Annotated in this window: 19 protein-coding genes; 14 read left to right on the top strand and 5 right to left on the bottom strand. The window is 65.8% G+C overall.

What is annotated here, in order from left to right; genetic code table 11:
• The first annotated feature begins 25 nt into the window (after positions 1-25).
• The 4 genes from phoU (at position 26) to Q1L50_RS06350 (ending at position 3,548) form a co-directional block, all read left to right on the top strand.
• The gene (gene phoU / locus Q1L50_RS06365) at positions 26-724 is read left to right on the top strand and encodes a phosphate signaling complex protein PhoU (protein ID WP_300336842.1); all 699 of its coding nucleotides are present in this window, start codon (positions 26-28) and stop codon (positions 722-724) included.
• On the top strand, positions 721-1,455 hold the full coding sequence (gene phoB / locus Q1L50_RS06360; RefSeq protein WP_300336840.1) for a phosphate regulon transcriptional regulator PhoB: 735 nt from the start codon (positions 721-723) through the stop codon (positions 1,453-1,455). Before phoU ends, phoB begins: the two co-directional genes overlap by 4 nt.
• Positions 1,452-2,771 carry a phosphate regulon sensor histidine kinase PhoR gene (gene phoR / locus Q1L50_RS06355; protein WP_300336839.1) on the top strand — a complete coding sequence of 440 codons (1,320 nt, stop codon included), beginning with the start codon at positions 1,452-1,454 and terminating at the stop codon, positions 2,769-2,771. Before phoB ends, phoR begins: the two co-directional genes overlap by 4 nt.
• A gap of 165 nt (positions 2,772-2,936) precedes the next feature.
• Positions 2,937-3,548, top strand: a complete 612-nt coding sequence (locus Q1L50_RS06350) for a hypothetical protein (RefSeq protein ID WP_300336837.1) — start codon at positions 2,937-2,939, stop codon at positions 3,546-3,548.
• 76 nt (positions 3,549-3,624) lie between these two features.
• On the opposite strand, the gene Q1L50_RS06345 is transcribed toward Q1L50_RS06350, so the two are convergent.
• Positions 3,625-4,761: a hypothetical protein gene (locus Q1L50_RS06345; RefSeq protein ID WP_300336835.1), complete on the bottom strand. Its 1,137-nt coding sequence runs from the start codon at positions 4,759-4,761 to the stop codon at positions 3,625-3,627.
• 178 nt (positions 4,762-4,939) lie between these two features.
• Between Q1L50_RS06345 and Q1L50_RS06340 the strand changes: the two genes are divergently transcribed.
• The gene (locus tag Q1L50_RS06340; RefSeq protein WP_300336833.1) at positions 4,940-5,401 is read left to right on the top strand and encodes an ecotin family protein; all 462 of its coding nucleotides are present in this window, start codon (positions 4,940-4,942) and stop codon (positions 5,399-5,401) included.
• Positions 5,402-5,561: 160 nt separating this feature from the next.
• On the opposite strand, the gene Q1L50_RS06335 is transcribed toward Q1L50_RS06340, so the two are convergent.
• Positions 5,562-5,894, bottom strand: a complete 333-nt coding sequence (locus Q1L50_RS06335; protein WP_300336831.1) for a YidB family protein — start codon at positions 5,892-5,894, stop codon at positions 5,562-5,564.
• Positions 5,881-6,030 (bottom strand): hypothetical protein, encoded by a 150-nt coding sequence (locus Q1L50_RS06330; protein ID WP_300336828.1) that lies wholly within the window; start codon positions 6,028-6,030, stop codon positions 5,881-5,883. Before Q1L50_RS06330 ends, Q1L50_RS06335 begins: the two co-directional genes overlap by 14 nt.
• A 261-nt stretch (positions 6,031-6,291) precedes the next feature.
• Between Q1L50_RS06330 and Q1L50_RS06325 the strand changes: the two genes are divergently transcribed.
• The 9 genes from Q1L50_RS06325 to Q1L50_RS06285 all read left to right on the top strand — a co-directional run bounded on the left by Q1L50_RS06325 (position 6,292) and on the right by Q1L50_RS06285 (position 17,544).
• Positions 6,292-6,603 (top strand): metalloregulator ArsR/SmtB family transcription factor, encoded by a 312-nt coding sequence (locus Q1L50_RS06325; protein WP_300336826.1) that lies wholly within the window; start codon positions 6,292-6,294, stop codon positions 6,601-6,603.
• 31 nt (positions 6,604-6,634) lie between these two features.
• Complete coding sequence (locus tag Q1L50_RS06320) at positions 6,635-7,876, top strand: amidohydrolase family protein (protein ID WP_300336824.1); 1,242 nt, start codon at positions 6,635-6,637, stop codon at positions 7,874-7,876.
• On the top strand, positions 7,873-9,753 hold the full coding sequence (locus tag Q1L50_RS06315) for an MFS transporter (protein ID WP_300336822.1): 1,881 nt from the start codon (positions 7,873-7,875) through the stop codon (positions 9,751-9,753). The genes Q1L50_RS06320 and Q1L50_RS06315 overlap by 4 nt, the downstream gene beginning before the upstream one ends.
• Before the next feature lie 33 nt (positions 9,754-9,786).
• Positions 9,787-12,564 carry a DUF2339 domain-containing protein gene (locus tag Q1L50_RS06310; RefSeq protein ID WP_300336821.1) on the top strand — a complete coding sequence of 926 codons (2,778 nt, stop codon included), beginning with the start codon at positions 9,787-9,789 and terminating at the stop codon, positions 12,562-12,564.
• Position 12,565: 1 nt separating this feature from the next.
• Complete coding sequence (ubiA, locus tag Q1L50_RS06305) at positions 12,566-13,471, top strand: 4-hydroxybenzoate octaprenyltransferase (protein ID WP_300336819.1); 906 nt, start codon at positions 12,566-12,568, stop codon at positions 13,469-13,471.
• Positions 13,468-13,896 carry a cytochrome C gene (locus tag Q1L50_RS06300; protein ID WP_300336818.1) on the top strand — a complete coding sequence of 143 codons (429 nt, stop codon included), beginning with the start codon at positions 13,468-13,470 and terminating at the stop codon, positions 13,894-13,896. Before ubiA ends, Q1L50_RS06300 begins: the two co-directional genes overlap by 4 nt.
• A 406-nt stretch (positions 13,897-14,302) precedes the next feature.
• Complete coding sequence (locus Q1L50_RS06295) at positions 14,303-15,034, top strand: hypothetical protein (RefSeq protein WP_300336816.1); 732 nt, start codon at positions 14,303-14,305, stop codon at positions 15,032-15,034.
• 484 nt (positions 15,035-15,518) lie between these two features.
• Positions 15,519-16,982, top strand: coding sequence for a 4-hydroxy-3-polyprenylbenzoate decarboxylase (gene ubiD / locus Q1L50_RS06290; RefSeq protein ID WP_300336815.1), 1,464 nt, complete (start codon positions 15,519-15,521; stop codon positions 16,980-16,982).
• Positions 16,983-17,139: 157 nt separating this feature from the next.
• Complete coding sequence (locus Q1L50_RS06285) at positions 17,140-17,544, top strand: hypothetical protein (protein ID WP_300336813.1); 405 nt, start codon at positions 17,140-17,142, stop codon at positions 17,542-17,544.
• Between the two features lie 285 nt (positions 17,545-17,829).
• Here Q1L50_RS06285 and Q1L50_RS06280 read toward each other — a convergent pair whose 3' ends face one another.
• On the bottom strand, positions 17,830-18,255 hold the full coding sequence (locus tag Q1L50_RS06280; protein ID WP_300336812.1) for a hypothetical protein: 426 nt from the start codon (positions 18,253-18,255) through the stop codon (positions 17,830-17,832).
• A gap of 14 nt (positions 18,256-18,269) precedes the next feature.
• On the bottom strand, positions 18,270-18,848 hold the full coding sequence (locus tag Q1L50_RS06275; protein WP_300336810.1) for a type II toxin-antitoxin system MqsA family antitoxin: 579 nt from the start codon (positions 18,846-18,848) through the stop codon (positions 18,270-18,272).
• Positions 18,849-18,989: the final 141 nt, after the last annotated feature.

Below are 18,989 nucleotides of genomic sequence, written 5' to 3'. Positions count from 1 at the left end.
TCTCTTACGGACGCAAGCCCATCTCATGAGCGACCATCTCAGCAAGCAGTTCGACCTTGAGCTTGAACACATCCGCACTCGCATCCTGCAGATGGGTGGACTGGTCGAAAGGCAGTTGCTGGCGGCCATCGAGGCCTTCAGCACCGGCCAGCTCGAGGCGATGCAACAGGTCATCGATACCGACCGCGAAGTGGACGCTCACCAGGTGGCGATCGACGAGGCCTGCACCCTGCTGATTGCCCGCCGGCAACCGACGGCGCGCGACCTGCGGCTGGTGATGGCCATCTCGCGGATCGTCACCGACCTCGAGCGAAGCGGTGACAAGGCCGCCAAGATCGCCAACATGTCGCGCCGGCTGCAACGCGCAGGCAGCCAGCGCGTCCCCCGGCTGTCCGACATTCACCATTGCGGACGTCTGGCCACCGACATGCTGCAGAGTGCGCTGGACTCGCTGGCGCGAATGGATGTCGACGCCGCCCGTCAGGTCATCGGCGCCGACAAGGCGCTCGATGACGCTTTCAACGCCATCCTCAGGCAGCTGATCACCTACATGATGGAAGACCCGCGCACGATCACCGAGGCACTGGACATCATCTGGATCGCCAAGGCCATCGAACGGGTCGGCGACCACGCGGCAAACATCGCTGAAAACGTGATCTATATCGTCAGTGGGGTCGACGTCAGGCACACCGCTGCCCCTGCCAAGAGCCTGGAGCAGGCATGATCAAGTCATCTCCCGGGCTGCCGCTGGTGCTGGTGGTCGAGGACGACAAGGGTATTCAGGAACTGCTGCGGTTCACGCTGGGTCGCGGTGGCTACCAGCCGCTGTGTGCCGACAGTGCCGAACACGCCGAGACCTTGCTCCGCGACACGCTGCCCGATATTGTCCTGATCGACTGGATGCTGCCCGGCCGGTCCGGTCTGGCGCTGACCGGCAGGCTGCGCAACGAGGCGCGAACGCGCGGCCTGCCGATCATCCTGCTGACCGCGCGTGGCGAGGAAGCGGACCGCGTTGCCGGCCTGGAAGGCGGTGCCGACGATTACATCGTCAAGCCCTTCAGCCCCAAGGAACTCCTTGCACGGGTGCAGGCCGTGCTCCGGCGCTGCGCTCCGGAGTATGTCAAGGGCACGCTCAGCGCCGGCCCGGTCGAGCTCGACACGGTCAGTCATGAAGCGCACATCGAGGGGCGCCGGATTACCCTGACGCCGACCGAGTTTCGCCTGCTGCGCTTTCTGATGGCCAACCCCGGCCGCGTCTATACGCGCCAACAGCTGCTCGACAATGTCTGGGGCGACCACGTCTACATCGAGGATCGTACGGTCGACATCCATATCCGGCGCCTGCGCGTCGCCCTCGGACCGACCGCCGAGCAGCTTGTCGAGACGGTTCGTGGCGCGGGTTACAAACTGAGCGGCCGGCCCGCGTCCACCGGGTCCAAGCTGACGGCCTCATGACCCGTGGCGGTCGATGGGTCGCGAAGTTCCTGCTGACCAGCGTTCTGCCGATTCTGTGCCTGGCTGCGCTGGCCTGGCTGAGTCATGGCCCGGCCTGGGCCTGGGCGCTGGCCACGCTCGGCTTCTGCCTCGTCGCAATGGTGCGCAGCAGACAGTTGTCGATGCTGGACGCGTGGCTCGACGCCCCCGACGGCAGCGAGCCTCCCGCCGGCGTCGCTGGCGGGAAGGTCTTCCGCAAGCTCACCCGCAAGCTGCGGCAGGATTTGCGTGGCCGCGAGGTGGTCGAGGCCCGGCTGCGATCGTTCAGAGAGGCCATGGACGCCGTTCCGGACGGACTGGTGATTCTCGATTCGAGCCACCAGATCCACTGGAGCAATCGCGCCGCTGGCGCGCACCTGGGAATCCGTTTGCCGCGCGACACCGGGGCAATCATCGAGCATTTGGTGCGGACCCCTGGTTTTGCCGAATACCTGAGTAGTCCGGACGCGGAGACGCCCTTCGTTCTGCAGTCGCCGGCTGCCCGGACCCGCGTCTATACCGTCCGGGTGGTCCCGCTCGGCGAGCGCAACAAGCTGGTGGTCAGCCTCGACGTCACCGACGCTCGACGCGTCGAATCGATGCGCAGCACCTTTGTCGCCAATGTTTCGCACGAGCTGCGTACGCCATTGACCGTGGTCAGTGGGTTTCTCGAGCATTTTGCCGAGGATGGCGTGCTCGACACCGAGCAGCGCCAGCAGTTCGCACGCCTGATGAGCGATCAGACGGCGCGCATGTTGACCCTGGTCGACGACCTGCTGACGCTGTCGCGGCTCGAAGCAGAAGACGCCCCAGCCAGCGAAGAAGACGTCGACATGGCCGATCTCCTGGCGCAGCTGCTGGCCGAGGGGCAAAGCCTCAGCGAAGGCCGGCATCGTCTCGCGGTCAGCTGCGAGGGGCCGGGCGTTCGCGGCAACCGGAAGGAACTGCACAGTGCCTTTGGCAACCTGGTATCGAACGCCATTCGCTACACGCCAGCTGGTGGCAGCATCGGCATCGAATGGCGGGTCCGCGACGACGTCGCCACCTTTTCGGTGCGCGACTCGGGTGTCGGTATTGCTGCCGAACACCTGCCACGGGTGACCGAGCGTTTCTACCGTGTCGACCGCGGTCGCTCGCGTGAGACCGGTGGCACCGGCCTCGGTCTGGCGATCGTCAAGCACATCCTTCTGCGTCACCAGGCAAGCCTGGCAATCGAGTCCGAAGTGGGCGAGGGCAGCACTTTCCGCGTCGTGTTTCCAGCCTGGCGCCTGCAACCGGCGGTGTCCGGAGCGGCCTGAAGGGACGGCCTGAGGCGCGGCACCCGCGGCTGCCGCTGGCCGCAGGAGTCGTCGGGGGCTTGCATTTGCCGCTGCAGATCGCATAATCAGCGCGGTCCGGGGGGTTCCACTTGCGCGACGGCAAAGACACGGGCGTCTCGTCGCCTTTCTTGGAGGGAGTCAAACGTGAAAATGATCACCAGACCGGCCATGGCGACGCTTTCCATCGTCTTCGCCAGTACCGCCTATGGCTTTGGCGGTGCGTGTATTCCGCTGACCGGGGTTGTCCAGTCCACTCCCGATGGCGCTTGTACGATCAGGGGTGCGCAGAGCGCCTGGAGCGGCAGCGAGTTGCCCGACCCATTGCTCGCCGATGTCTTGCCCTCTTCGGTGCCCGCCGCGTCGCTCTGCTTCACGGTCAAGGGATTTGGCACCGCGCAGTTCTCGGGGTCGGCGGGATTGACGACGGTGCTGGCCGGCAACCGAACCCCGCAAGGCGAGTTCGTTCCGCGCGGTCCCACGCCGCTCACTTTCGAGTCCGGAGTGCGTGCGGGCCTTACGAGTTTCACCGCTCAGACGGTGTTGACCGGCAAGGTCTTTGCGGGTCCCAAGCAGCTTTCCGGCAAGCTGTACACCAAGGACACCGGCACGATCACGGCCGATGGCAAGGTGGCGGAGATCCTCAAGATCGTCGGCGGCACCAAGGGATTCGCGGGCGCCACTGGAACAATTGCCATAGCCGGACAGGAACTGGGTGGTTTCGCGGTCTATACGGGTGAGATCTGCCCCGGTCAGTGAGCCGGCGTTCGGGCAATCGCCAGCGGGGGAACGCTCTCCTTGATGGTGCAGGCGAACTTTCGGCGGTCGTGCCGGGTCACTCGTCCGCGCTGTCAATATCGGCCCGACCGTCGTCGTCGTAAGGCTGCTCCGGAAGATCTGGTCCGCCCGGCGGCCAGGCTTCCGGAGCTTCCCGTTCGAGTTCAAGCGCCTGCGAAGCGGCATGGGCGGTACTTGCGGCAATCTGTCCAGCGATGTGATAGACCGCTGCCATCACCCCGGTAGCGGTATTTTCCATCAGGCCGTGCCACATTTCGTCGAGCGCAGCGTTCAGGCTTTCCCGGATCTGTGCCTCCAGTTCTGGCCGTTGGTTCTCGTGCGTGATCGCACTGATGCCGGTCGCCCCCAGAGAAATCACCATTCCGGCGACGCCGCCAGCCGCCGCGGCGGCGGCGCTGGCACTGCCGCCGATGGCGAGCCTGGCCACCAGTCGTTCGGCCATCTGCTCGGCCAGCGGCGACATCCTGGCGTCCGATGGCCCGGCTCCGACGTCACCGCCAGCCTTGCGGACGTGCGCCAGCAGCGTCGCATAGGCGGGCAGATCACCGATCGGTTGAGCGTGCACCAGTTGGAAGAGCGAGGCGCCGTGCGCGGCTGGAGGCGCCAGGGAAATCGCCGGAATGGCTTTGAGTCGCTGCTCGAACTGTTCGGCCGGGACACCGTAGCGCGCCGGGATGGCCGGAATCCGGGCGCTCAGGAGCTGGACGTAAAGCGCCGTCGCTTGCCCCCGGATCACCTGCGGGTCGATCTCCTCGGCGACCGGTCCCAGCACCCGCTGGTGGTATTGCTCCTGCAGGTAGGCGGCCAGTCGTTTGGCGGCGGCATTGCTTCCTTCGCCACTTCCCAACTGGTACCAGGCCACCTTGATGGCCAGCCACTGCTGCGTCCAGTAGCCGCCATACCACGGAATGAAGTCTTCTTCGGTGCGCTGGCGGACGCGGCTGCGCCACGCTTCCATCGAGCCGCGCGCGTAGTTCCAGGAGGGTCCGGTCGCGGCCAGTGATGCCGCGGCGATGTCGCGGTCGACCAGTTGCCAGGTGCGCTCGGAGACCTGGACCGCCGGCGCGAGATCGGGCGCGCGTTCGCGACTGGCACATCCGGCCAGCCCCACCAGCAAGGCGGTGAGCAGCGAATAGACGGTCCGAACCGCTGCCCCGTGAATCAAGTTTGGCACATGCTTTCCCGCGCTCGTTGGTGCCCGCTGTCCAGGCCCTGTTATTGCTCGAAGCCATTATAGACGGCGACATCCCGAGGCGATCTGTTGTCGTGCCTGTGGCTTGCGCGGCAGCGCTCGTTGGCTGCTACCGTTTTTTTCCACTTTGTGACAAGGAGGATATATGAAGGCATCTCGCTTGCTGCTCGGCCTGTGGGCACTCTTGGTCTTGCTGCCGCTCCAGGCCGCGGACAACCTGAACGCGTTTCCGGCGGCCGACGCGGGCATGGTGCGCTACGTTCTGCAACTTCCGGAACAGCAGGACGAAGCCGATTTCAGGGTCGAGCTGGTCGCTGGGCAGACGGTCGAGGTTGACCCCGCCAACAGGTACTTTTTCGCCGGCACGATCGCGAACGAAACGATCCCGGGTTGGGGGTTCGTGCGTTACATGATCAGCAGCCTGGGGCCGATGGCCGGGACCCTGATGGCGATCAACCCGGGCACGGCGAAGGTGCGTCGCTTCATCGCTCTTGGTGGCGAAACCTACCTGATCCGCTACAACAGCCGTGTACCGATCGTCGTCTACGCGCCGGAAGGCGTCGAAGTACGTTATCGGATCTGGCGCACCGGCCCGGAAACGACCGCGATGGACAGGGGGTGAATGGCTGCGCCGGGGTCGGCAGCCCTGCAAGATCGCCCGGCATGCCTTGCGATGCTTGTGCTGGCGACCGCGCCGGCTGTGCTGGCGGTGCGGTCGGGCCCGCGAAGCCTGCCCTTGAGCGGCCTGATGGCCCGGCCGCGACCGGTCGAGCGGCGCTTGGCTAGCGCCCGGCCAGCAAGCGGCCCAGCATCCGCATCAGGTCGCCGCCATTGCCCAGGCCATTCTGCGGCCGCTGCCCGGCGGGGGTGAGCTGGTCGATCAGATCGGGCAGGACTTGCGACAGCTGCTGGGCTGTATCAGAAGAGCTGGAGCCCAGCTTGCCGGCCAGGTCGGCGATCGTTTCCGGCCCCAGCGCTTGGCCGATCTGCTCACCCGAAATTGCCTGATTCTGACCCGCGCCGATCCACGAGGCGATCACCTCGCCGAGACCGGCCCGCTGAAAGCTGACGATCAAGCCACCGATGCCGCCGGCCGGGCCATCATTGGCGAGCAATCCCGCCAGCTGCTCGCAGCAGGCGGGGGTTGTCGAGCAGCGGGCCCATGAGGCCCGCCAGGCCGTTGTTCTGACCACGGTCGGCAGACGGCTGGCCGCCCAGGACAGAGCCCAGGACGGTATCGAGCAAACCCATGCTGTAGGTCTCCTGGCAAAAATGCCGGGCGGGTATGCGAGGCGATCGCCTCGCAGCGTGCCGGAATGCGTCTTCGCCCATGGCGCCTGACAGGAAGTCAGGACGAGAACGCCATCGGCGGATTCTACGCCGACGCCGTCGAGCTTCCGTCACCGGCGACTTTCGGATCGTCGAGAGCGCGAAATCGTCCTTGACTTTAATGTCGATATGGCTACACTCGTCGATATGTTTGTCGCCGTCCCATGAATCAAGGGGGTGACCATGCTGGGTGATTACGGTCGGACGATTCCTCGCCAGTGGCAGGCGATGTCCAAAGTTTTTGTAGCGCTTGGCGACGAGCATCGGCAGCGCATTCTGCTGCTCTTCGAGCCGGGCGAGCGGCTCAATGTTGGGCAAATTGCCCAGGTCTCGACGCTCGCCCGGTCTACGGTTTCGCACCATTTGAAGACCCTGCGCGAGGCCGATGTCCTGCTCTCCGAGAAAGTGGGCAAGGAAGTCTACTTCTGGATCAACAAGGCGTTTCTCGAAGAATGTCTGGGCAACGTCCTCGATTACCTGCGGGAAAGCGCGTGAGCGGGCAGTTTGGCCGTGCTCGGCAGACGCGATGAACCCGCGGCGTCGCCGTCTTCTGTTCGGCGGGCTGGCGGCCAGCGGCGTGACGCTGACTGCGCTCCTGGCGCAACGTTCGCCGGCCCTGTTCAACGCCTGCCACGCGCTGCTGCCGCCAGCGACAGCGGCGCACGAACTGGTCCAGTCGGCGTGGGCGGGAGTGGACGCGAAGCGCTTCCTCGATTGCCACGTGCATCTGGTCGGTACTGGCGATTCGGGTAGCGGCATCGAGGTCCATCCACGGATGGAGAGCCTCTTCCATCCCCTGCAGTATGCCCAGCGACTGTTCTATCTGAACGCCGGGTGTGTTCATGACGCGCCGGGGCGGATCGACGACAGCTACGTCGAGCGCCTGCAGAATCTCGTCGACGGACTGCCGCCGGGAGCCAGGCTGCTGCTCTTCGCTTTCGACCGCTTCCACGACGTTGACGGTCGCGCCGACCCCGATCGCAGTTCTTTCTACACCCCGAACGCCTACGCGCGGTCGGTCGCCGACCGTCATCCGCAAGTCTTCGCGTGGGCGGCGTCGATTCATCCGCATCGTGTCGACTGCGTCGAGGAGCTTGCTGCCGCTGTGCGCGCTGGCGCGCGGGCGGTCAAGTGGCTGCCGTCGGCGATGGGTATCGATCCGTCGTCGCCGCTTTGCGACCGCTTCTATGCGGCGCTGGCCAGCCACGACGTGCCGCTGATCAGCCACGCCGGCGAGGAGAGAGCCGTCGATGGCGGCGATCTGCAGGCTTTCGGCAACCCGCTGCTGCTGCGCCGGCCGCTGGACCACGGCGTGCGGGTGGTGGTTGCCCATTGCGCTTCGATCGGCAGCGCGGTCGACCTCGATCGGGGAGCGAACGGCCCTCAGGCGACTTGTTTCGACCTCTTTGCCCGGCTGATGGGCGAAGCGCGTTATGACAAACTGCTGTTCGCCGACATCTCGGCGCTGACGCTGCGCAATCGCAGCGCCGAGATCGTCCGGACGGTGATCGAGCGCAGCGAGTGGCATCCGCGACTGCTCAATGGTTCCGACTATCCCTTGCCCGGCATCGTGCCGCTGATCTCTCCCGCAGAGTTCGCCGAGCGTGGCATGCTCCCGCAGTCGGCGGTGCCGGTGCTCGAGACGATCCGGCAGCATAATCCGCTGCTCTTTGACTTCGTTCTCAAGCGACACCTGTCCGCGGGTGCCCGGCGCTTCGCTGCGTCGGTCTTCGAGACCCGCTCCTTCTTTGAAAGGAACAGTGTATGAGTTCCCAGTTTGGCCTGCTCAATACCCGTCGCTTCGCGCCCTTCTTTGGCACCCAGTTTCTTGGCGCCTTCAACGACAACCTGTTCAAGAACGCGCTGGTGGTGCTGCTCACTTTCCAGGCAACGAGCTGGACGACGCTGACGCCGGAGGTGCTGACCAACCTGGCGGCGGGGATCTTCATCCTGCCGTTCTTCCTGTTCTCGGCCACCGCCGGCCAACTCGCCGACAAGTACGACAAGGCCCGCCTGGCGCGTCTGACCAAACTGCTCGAAATCGTCATCATGGGTGTGGCCGTGCTCGGTTTCGTAGTGCACAGCCTGGCCGTGCTGCTCGCTGCCCTGTTTCTGCTGGGCCTGCAGTCGGCGCTGTTCGGGCCGGTGAAGTACGCGATCCTGCCGCAGCATCTGCGCGAGGACGAACTGGTCGGCGGCAACGCGCTGGTCGAGTCGGGGACTTTCGTCGCGATCCTGGTCGGCACCCTGGCTGGCGGTCTGCTCGCGGCGGTGGACGGCGCGACGACCTGGATCGCGCTTGTCGGGCTGGTCGTGGCGGTGCTCGGCTATCTGTGCAGCCGCGGCATACCGGTCGCGCCGGCGCCGGTGCCCGAACTGGTGGTCGGCCTCAACCCGTTCACCGAAACCTGGCGCAACGTCGGCTTTGCGCGCCAGAACCGGACAGTTTTCCTGTCGATTCTCGGGATCTCGTGGTTCTGGCTCTACGGCGCGATGTTCCTGGCGCAGTTCCCGGTCTACGCGAAGAACGTGCTCGGCGGCAACGAGACGACGGTGACCCTGCTGCTGGCGGTGTTCACGGTCGGCATCGGCATCGGCTCGCTGCTCTGCGACCGGCTGTCGGCCGGACACGTCGAAATCGGCCTGGTGCCTTTCGGTTCGATCGGTCTGACGGTCTTCGGCATCGACCTCGCTTTCGCTTCGCCGGATCTGCTGCCCGCCGGCGCGCCGCTGCCGCTCGCCGGCGTGCTCGCCATGCACGAGACCTGGCGCGTGCTGTTCGACCTGTTCGCGCTCGGGCTTTTCGGCGGCTTCTTCATCGTTCCCCTGTATGCGCTGATCCAGTTGCGCAGTGCCCCGGAGCAACGCGCGCGAATCATTGCCGCGAACAACATTCTCAACGCGCTGTTCATGGTCTGCGGCGCGCTGGCCGCCGCCGGGCTGCTTGGCAATGGCCTGTCGATCCCGGCCTTGTTCGGCATCGCCGCGCTGTGCAATGCGGCGGTGGCGGTCTACATCTACAGCCTGGTCCCCGAGTTCATGTTGCGCTTCATTGCCTGGCTGCTGATTCACTCGGTGTACCGCCTGCAGCAGAACGGGCTGGAGAACATCCCGCAGGACGGGCCGGCGATTCTGGTCTGCAATCACGTCAGCTTCGTCGACCCGATCGTCATCGCCGCGGCGAGCCGGCGGCCGATCCGTTTCGTGATGGATCACCGGATCTACCGGCTGCCGGTGATCAACTTCATTTTTCGGCACATGCACACCATTCCGATTGCCCCGGCCCGGGAAGACGCGGCGATGATGGCGGCGGCCTTCGAGGAAGTCGCGCACGCGCTGGCCGAAGGCGAACTGGTGGCGATCTTCCCGGAAGGCCGGATTACCGACAACGGCGAGATCTATCCCTTCCGCCCGGGCGTTCAGCAGATCGTCGGACGGACGCCGGTAGCGGTGATCCCGATGGCGCTGCAGGGCCTGTGGGGGAGCTTCTTCAGTCGCAAGGATGGCCCGGCGATGAGCAATCCGCTGCGTGCCGGGCTGTTCGCCAGGATCGCGCTGAGCGTCGGCCCGGCGGTGGCGCCAGCGGCAGCGACGCCCGAGCACCTGCGCGAGATCGTCGCTGCGCTGCGCGGCGACTGGCGCTAAGCGTCAGCGTCGTCGGCGCGCGAGGAAGGTCTGATGTGGCTGCTCGGACTCCTGCTAGGGGCGGCATTCGGCAGCCTGCTGGGGATCGTCGGCGCGCTGCTGGGCGGCGTGCTCGGTGTGTTGCTGGGCCGGGAACTGGCGCAGCGCCTGGCCAGTCGTAGCGGCCAGGTGTCGCAGCCACGGTCTTCGAACGAGCAGCGTTTGCAGACCCTGGAGGCGCAAGTCGATTGGCTTTACCGCGAGTCGCAGGCTTTGCGTGCCGAGCTGGCGCGAATGCGCGGAGAGCCGCTGCCCGGGCCGGGCGAGGAGTCGCGCGTGGAGTTGGCCCGCGCGTCGACCCCGCCGGTCGGGATGACGGCGGCGGCGCTGCCTGACGGCCCGCCTGCCGCTGGCGAAGCGCCTGCGCGAACTGTCCAGCCCCTGGCCCTCGACCCCGAAGAGCCGCCGACACGCTGGTGGTCGCGGCTGCTGGCCGGCAACCTGCTGGCCAAGGTCGGTGTTGTCCTGCTCTTTTTCGGGGTTGCTTCGGGACTGCGCCTGGCCGCCGAGCATGGCCTGTTTCCGGTGCCGCTGCGCCTGCTGCTGGCTGCGCTCGCCGGTCTGGCCATGCTGCTCTTCGGCTGGTCGCGCGTGCAGCAGGCGCGGCAGCGGCCGGAGCAGGATACGCGGCAGATGTTCGGGCTGGCGCTGCAGGGTGGCGGTCTGGCGATCCATTATCTGATTGTGTATTTCATGCTCGCGCGCTACGCGATGCTTGGCGAAGTCAGCGCTTTCGCGCTCTTCGCCGTCCTCGGCGTCGTCTGTGTGCTGCTGGCGATGCGCCAGAAGGGTGAGCTGCTGGCGGTCATGGGGATCGCCGGTGCTTTCCTGGCGCCGCTGCTGGCGGCGGGGAACGGCGCCGACCCGCGGCTGTTGTTCGCTTACTTCAGCTTGCTGAACGCCCTTGTTCTCGGCGTCGGCTGGGTGCACGCCTGGCGGCGGCTCAATATCGCCGGCTTCGTGTTGACCCTGGTGGTCGGCATGAGCTGGGCGATCGAACTGTATCGGCCGGCGCATTACCCGCTGATCCAGGGCTTCCTGATCGTCTTCTGCGTCATGTACTCGGCGGCCTCGCCGCTGACCGCGCTGCTGCGCGCGCCAGGCTGGAAGGGCTGGGGAGAGGGTACGCTGCTGTTCGGTACGCCGCTCGCCGGCAGCGTCTTGCAGGCGGCGCTGCTCGGCGACGATCGCTACGGCCTCGCTTTCAGCGCCCTGCTGGCTGGCGTGTACTACCTCGGCTGGTGGGTGGCGCTGTATCGCCGGATGACCATGCTCGCTACGGCGATACGCCTGCTTGAGCGCTGTCATCTGGCGATCGCGATTGCCTTCCTGACTCTCGCGGTGCCGCTCGCTTTCGGGGCGCAGGTGACTTCGGCGCTGTGGGCGGTCGAAGGCGTCGCCGTGTTGTGGTTCGGCGTCCGCCAGCAGCGCCGTGTCGCGCAGGTTTTCGGGTCGGCGATGCAACTGCTGGCCGGGCTTTCCTTCCTGGCTGGTGTGGACGAACTGGGGCACGCGCAGCCGGTATTCAACGATCTCTGCCTCGGTGGCGCGCTGATCGCTGCCGCCGGCCTGGCCGGCGCGCGCCTGCTGCACGCTTTGCCGAAGCCGCTCTTGCCGTCTGCACTGTTGCTCGGCTGGGCGCTGCTGTGGTGGTTCGCCAGCGCCGGCCGCGAGATCGATGCGTTTGCGCCGGCGTCGCAGCAGTTGCCCTTGCTGCTGCTCTTCGCGGTGCTGTCGCTGGCCGCCCTCGAATGGTACGGCGCCGCCGCCCGATGGACTGCCGCGCGCTGGGCTGCGGCGTCGCTGTTGCCCCTAATGTGGCTGCTGGCTGGTGCGGCGGTGCTGCGCGACGGGCACGCGCTCGCCGGGGCGATGGTCGTCGTCATGCCGGGCGCGCTGGCTGTGCACTACTGGCTGCTGGCGCGGCAGGAGCAAGCCGGCGCGGCGATGAACCGGTTTGCCGGCTTGCGCCACGTTGCCGCCTGGTGGCTGCTGCTGCTGATCGTCGGCGTCGAGCTGGCCTGGCTCGGCCAGCGTCTGGCGCCCGGCGTCAGCCTTTGGCCGCTGCTGGGCTGGGGGCTGGTGGCGGCGGTCGGCATCGCGCTGCCAGACGCCGGCCACCGCCGGTGGCCGTTTTCGGCGCAGCTCGCAAGCTATCGAGGGGCGGCGACGCTGCCGGTCGCGCTGGCCGCCGGGTGGTGGTCGCTCGCCGCCAACTTCGGCCACGCGGGTGGTGGCTCGGGGCTGCCGTATCTGCCGCTGGTCAACCCTTTCGACGCGACGCAACTGCTGCTGCTGGTCGCGCTGCAGGGGTGGCTGCGGCGGCTGTGTGAAGTACCACTGGCCGGCTGGGGCGTGGCCGCGCGGCTGCGCGCCGTTCCGGCCGCGCTGGCGCTGGTGTGGATCAGCATGCTCGCGGCGCGCATCGCGCATCACTGGGGCGGGGTGCCGTTTCGCGCGTCGGCGATGTTTCATTCGGGTCTGCTGCAGGGATTGTTGAGCCTGCTGTGGGCGGCGGTGGCTCTGGCGCTGATGATCCGGGCCACCCGGCAGCGCAGTCGGCCCGGCTGGTACGCCGGTTTCGCGCTGCTCGCCGTCGTCGGCGTCAAGTTGTTGCTGGTCGACCTGGCCAACGCCGGCACCACGATGTGGAGCGCCTCGCTGATCGGCATTGCGCTGCTGGTGCTGGCCGCCAGCTACCTGGCGCCGGTACCGCCGAAGGAAGAGCGGGCGGCGGCAGGCGCCGACGGAGACGCGAAGGCGAAAGGTTAGAATGACGGCCATGCGATTTTCACGGCAGAAACTGGGCGAACGGATCGATCTCTACGAGCGGTTGATGCGTCTCGACAGACCGATCGGCATCCTGTTGCTGCTATGGCCGACGCTGTGGGGCTTGTGGCTTTCGGCGCAGGGCCGGCCGGACGCGCTGGTGGTGTGGATCTTCGTCCTCGGAACGGTGCTGATGCGTTCGGCCGGTTGCGTGATCAACGACCTTGCCGACCGCAACTTCGATCCACACGTGGCGCGGACCAGCCAGCGGCCGCTGGCTGCCGGCAAGGTTTCGGTACGCGAGGCACTGCTGTTGTTCGGCGCCCTGGTCGCCTGCGCTGTGCTGGTCGTCCTGCCACTGCGCAGCGGGCTGCTGGCGGCGCTGTCTGTCGCCGCCCTGTTCCTCGCCGCGAGTTACCCGTTCACCAAGCGTTTCCTGGCCATCCCGCAGGCGTACCTCGGCGTCGCCTTCGGTTTCGGCATTCCGATGGCGTACGCGGCACAGCTCGGCAGGGTCCCGGCGGATGCCTGGTGGCTGTTGCTGGCCAACGTGTTCTGGGCGGTCGCGTACGACACCGAGTACGCGATGGTCGACCGTTCCGACGACCTGAAGATCGGTATCCGGACTTCCGCGATCACTTTCGGCCGCGCCGACGTCGCGGCGGTGATGTGCTGCTACGCGCTGGCGCTGCTGCTGATCGGCACCGTCGGTTACCGACTCGGCCTGGGCGGCGTGTTCTACGGCGGGCTGACGGTCGCGGCGGCGATCGCCGGCTACCATTACACGCTGATTCGCGAGCGCGATCCGCAGCGCTGCTTCAAGGCTTTTCTGCACAACAATTGGCTGGGTGCCAGCGTCTTTGCCGGCATCGCCCTCGATTTTCTGCTCTCGAAAGGGGTCACCGGATGAAGAACGTCCTGATTTGCTCGCTGGCGCTGCTGGCGGGAACAGCGCACGCCGCCGAAGATGCGCGGCAACTGGCGCCGCTGCCGGCCGCCGCCGAAGCAACCGTGCGCGCCGAGATGCGCGCCAACTTGTTGGCCCTGAACGAGATTCTTGTTCTGGTCGGAGCGGGCAAGGTGAAGGAGGCTGGTGAGCTCGCCGAGAAGGAACTCGGGGTCTCGGCGATGGGCAGGCATCGCGGCCAGCCGGTCGACGCGCGTCCCGGACCGCACATGCCGCCGGCGATGCACGCTACCGGGATCGACGGGCATCGGGCGGCGAGCGAATTTGCCCGGATCGCGGCCACCGGCGACCGTGACCAGACCATTGCCGCGTTGCCGTCGCTGACCAGCGGCTGCGTGGCCTGTCACTACGCTTACCGTATCCGCTAGCCAAGGGTCGCTGGTGGCGTAGGAATGGATCGATGATCGTCATCGCGCTGGCGCCAGCCGTTCGGCGTCGGCGGCGCGGTGGTGCTCAATGCATGCCGACATACCCATCGTGTCGTCGTCAAGGTCGAGCATCGCGCCAGGAAATCGTGGCCGTGGCGGCCTTTCTGAAGAGCGGGGGAACGGTTAGCGACACACCTGACTGTGTCGAAAACGTTTACACATGGGCTCGCCGAAGCGTCGATTGAAGAAAAAAGACAACTAACTCCAATGGTTGCTGAAGCTGGCGCAAGTTTTGCCTTCTTCTGACAGCGCTTGATGGGGGCTTAGATGCTCTGGACGGTACCACCGGATGTCCTACGCTGGCGCGTCACGCAGGATTGCCACCCCAACCCACAGGAGAAGCGCCATGAGAACGAACCAGACGGGAACGAGAACTGCAGTTGCCTTCGCATGCGCCGCGGCGCTGACATGGGCATGGCCGGCCATGGCGGCACCGGTCATCATCCTTAACGCCAGTTTTGAATCCCAGATACTGGCTGAGGACGCGTTCACCAACAACGTCCTCACCGACTGGTCGGATACCACAGCCTGTACGCCGAATTGCTTCGGCGCCTACAACCCTGGCGTCGGCAATGCCTCGTTTCCAAGCGGAGTCGTACCAAATGGCAACAACACGGCGTACATGGTGTCACCGGGCGGCGTTCCGCTGACGCAGACGCTCGGCGCGACGCTGCAGGCCAACACGATCTACACGCTGAGGGTGGCGGTCGGCAATCCGCTTGACCGGCCCAATGTGGGCTCGTTTGGATTCCAGCTTGGGCTGGTCGGGTCGGCTCAGAACGTCATCGATTTCACCGATCTGCTCAGCAATGTCACCGACGGCGGCTTCGTTGAATATTCTGCCTCGACGTTCGTGTCGAGCGGCAACCCGGACATCGGCAGCACCATGGTGCTTCGCTTGATCGGGACCAACAACGCAGGCCCCGGGACGCCTTATGTGGCATTTGACAACGTGCGGCTGGATGCCGAGGCGGTGACCGCCGCCGCGCCGGAACCCGTGACCTTGGCGATGGTCGGTGTGGCTCTCCTCGGTCTGGGCGAGACGCGGCGAAAGCGTGCCCGATCAGTTGCCGCATAGCGGGGGCACCACCCTACGCCTGGCACTGGTCTGGTGGAGCACCGGCCGATACGGCGTCAACCGGCTTGGCGGGCGATCTTCGTGTCTTGACACATCATGTCAGCAGACCCGTACCGGCGTGTGATCGCCGCGGGCCGCGGGTGATGGGGAATCAGCTTGGTACCGGGCTCAAGGCGATTGAGGCACGGGTGTCACGATTCCCCGGCGGCGACAATGCCTCGCCGCGCGGCGGCACGCTTCAGCGAAAGGCGCGGGTCGGCACGGTGCTCAGCAGCATCCATTCCAGGGCGAAGCGGCTATCGGACGGATGTTGCTCGCGCGCCGGGCGGAGTCGGCCGCCGGTGCGCCTGCCAGACTATAATCAGCCATTGAACGTCCCGGCGACCGCGCCGCGGACTCGACGGCGCGGTCGCCTGGCCGGGCCCCAACTCCAAGTCGCTGTCGCGACGCTGCCGCCGGAACGTTTCCGGCCGGAAAGCTGCCGATGAAGTATCAGGACCTGCGCGACTTCATCGCGCAACTGGAAGGGCAAGGCGAGCTCAGGCGCGTCGGCATCGAGGTCGACCCGCGGCTCGAGATGACCGAGATTTGTGATCGCGTGCTGCGTGCTGGCGGACCGGCGCTGCTCTTCGAGAATCCCCGCGGGCACACCATGCCGGTGCTGGCCAATCTCTTCGGCACGCCGCGGCGGGTGGCGCTGGGGATGGGCCAGGAGTCGGTGACGGCGCTGCGCGAGGTCGGCAAGCTGCTCGCCTACCTGAAGGAGCCCGAGCCGCCGAAAGGGCTCCGGGACGCCTGGGACAAGCTGCCGGTCCTCAAGCAGGTGCTGAACATGGCGCCGCACCTGCGATCGTCGGCGCCGTGCCAGGAAATCGTCTGGGAAGGCGGCGACGTCGATCTGTCGCGGCTGCCGATCCAGCTGTGCTGGCCGGGCGACGCTGCGCCGCTGATCACCTGGGGGCTGACGGTGACCCGCGGGCCGCACAAGACCCGCCAGAACCTGGGTATCTACCGTCAGCAGGTGCTTGGGGCCAACAAGGTGATCATGCGCTGGCTGGCGCATCGTGGCGGCGCGCTCGATTTTCGTGAGCACTGCAAGGCCAGGCCAGGCCAGCCTTTTCCGGTAGCCGTCGCCCTGGGCGCTGATCCGGCGACCATTCTCGGCGCGGTCACGCCGGTGCCTGACAGCCTCTCGGAATATCAGTTCGCCGGGCTGCTGCGCGGCGCCAGGACCGAACTGGTGAAATGCCTGGGGTCGGACCTGCAGGTTCCGGCTTCGGCGGAGATTGTCCTCGAAGGCGCCATCGACCCGGCCGAAAGCGCACTCGAAGGTCCGTACGGCGACCATACCGGCTACTATAACGAGCAGGCCCGCTTCCCGGTGTTCACCATCGAGCGTATCAGCATGCGCCGCAAGCCGATCTACCACAGCACCTACACCGGCAAACCACCCGACGAACCGGCGATGCTCGGCGTGGCGCTCAATGAAGTCTTCGTGCCGCTGTTGCAGAAGCAGTTTCCGGAAATCGTCGACTTCTACCTGCCGCCGGAAGGCTGCTCGTATCGACTGGCGACGGTGAGCATCCGGAAGCAGTACCCGGGTCACGCCAAACGGGTGATGTTCGGCATCTGGAGTTTCCTGCGCCAGTTCATGTACACCAAGTTCATCATCGTCGTCGACGACGACGTCGATATCCGGCAGTGGAAGGAAGTGATCTGGGCGATGACCACCCGGGTCGACGCCGCGCGCGATACCTTGATCGCCGAGAACACGCCGATCGATTATCTCGACTTTGCCAGCCCGGTGGCCGGTCTCGGCAGCAAGATGGGTCTCGACGCGACCAACAAGTGGCCCGGTGAAACGAGCCGCGAGTGGGGTACGCCGATTGTCATGGACGCCGCCGTAAAGCAGCGCGTCGATGCCCTGTGGAACGACCTGGGCCTGTGAGGGGCGCGCTGGCGCGCAACGGAACGGCTGGCACGGCGAGTAACCGGGTGGTCGTCGCCGGCCTCTCGATGGTGGGCGCCAGCTGCCGATTGACGAATGAATTGACCATTGACGTGGAGCGAATCGCGGCCAAGCCGCTGCGCGACAGGAGAATGAAATGAATGGCGAGTTGATCCCGGCGGGCTCCGACCTCGATGGCGCCCGCGCCTGGTGTCATGTGATCTACGGGCTGCACGCACTGGCGGTGGTGATCGGGGTGACCGGCGCGGCGACGGTGGCCGGGGCCTTTGTCTTTGGCGTGCCATCGCTGATCGCCGTGGTGCTCAACTACATCAAGCGCAGCGAGGTCCAGGGAAGCTGGCTCGAAAGCCACTATCGCTGGCAGATCCGGACCTTCTGGTTCACCGTGCTGTGGCTGCTGGTCTACGGCCTGCTGATCATCACCATCATTGGCATCCCGATTGCTTGGCTGCTGATCGTGATCCTTGGCCTGTGGGTCGGCTATCGCGTCATCCGCGGCTGGCTTGCTCTGTCCGGACGCCGGGCGATCGACATCCCTTGACAGACCCCAATGGCCACGGCTGGTGACATTGGCGAGGTGCCGTGCAAGGATCTCGTTCCGTCTCAGACAAGGGAAATGGCGGCACGCGAAGGTGGCAGAGCGGTGACGCGGTATTTCGCGCGGCGGTGTGCGCAGAGCGCCATGCTATGGCGACGGGACGGGCCTTGCGGGGTTGGCGTTGGCCAGCACCGTGACCGAACGGTCAGGTGCGAACCAGTAAGACGACGAGCAAGGAATTCAGGTGTCGCCGATGCGGGAACTGGCAGGCTGGACGCCGTGCGCCGGTCAGATTCCCAGAGGCAGATTCCCGACGGCGAAGCCCATCGCCATTAGCTCGCGCTGGAAGTGGCTCGACGCAAGCGGGAAGGCTTGTGCCACCAGCATGTACTGGTGCGTCTCGCTTTCAAAGCGGGCCGAAACGTCGGCTTCGGGGGCATCTTTGGGATAGACGAAGAGCGCTTCGTAGCTCGCGGAAAAATCGGCCAGAGGTTCATCGGGCGAGTTGTGCGGCGCGGCGCGGCCCGCCATCTGAATATTGACCATCCCTCGTATCTGACCATCGGGCGTGGCGGGTAGCGCCAAACCAAGGCTTATCGTCGGGGTCATCTCAAAACCGATTTCGGTTTGGATGACCTTGGGCAGCTTGTTCTCTGCTCGAAAAGACAGCACGCGAAAACTCATCAGGCGGGGGCGAAGGTCGGGTGTGTTCATATCGGGTGTGTCCATCAATGCGTCATCACATTCATGGCGCGGACCGGAACACGGTAGGGAATGGTGTGCGCTGGCAGCATGTCCGGCGCGACTTCATGGCGAATCGTCAGTTCGATCCGCATCACAGGCGCGCCTATCGTGTGGCGCTTCGCCACTCTGCGCGCTGGCAGTTCGGCTGTCATGTCCTTCAGTGCAAGCAACTCCCAAAAGGCGTCTTCGCTTCGCCGAACCAAACAAAGCAGGGTGTTCATCGCCTCGGAAGGGGCCACGTCGTCGGCTTCATACTTGCTGAACGCTTTTGGGCCGCCACCGAAAAGGCGTGATGCCTGCTCTTGCGTGATGCCAAACTTCTCGCGCAATGCGCGAATCTCGGCCCCCGTCAGCAGGCCATCAACGGACTTGCGGAAGGCCAGCACAGCGCGTTTGTTGGCGCGCCCGTCGGCGTCACCCGTGATTTCCGATCCGCAAGCATCGCATTCAGCGTAGCGAAGCGTCACCGTCCCTTGCTTGCCGCGATACTCCGTCTCCTGCCTTTCCGTGCGCGGCGTGATGTGTCCCTCGCCGCATAGCGGGCACAGCGTCCTGTCGTCCATGCTCGTCCCCGTTCTCTATAGTGGTCCCTGGAAATCAGACAGTGGTTTAAGCTGTGTTCCATCATAGGAGCGAGAAGCGATGAGTGAAGCAACTACCCGGAAGGTACATACGCCGGAGTTCAAGGCCAAGGTTGGTCTGGC

Origin of the sequence: Accumulibacter sp., from assembly GCF_029255145.1 — a bacterium.
Taxonomy (GTDB): Bacteria; Pseudomonadota; Gammaproteobacteria; order Burkholderiales; family Rhodocyclaceae; genus Accumulibacter.
Note: the sequence above shows the minus strand (reverse complement) of the source record. Positions and strands in the feature narration are given on the sequence as shown.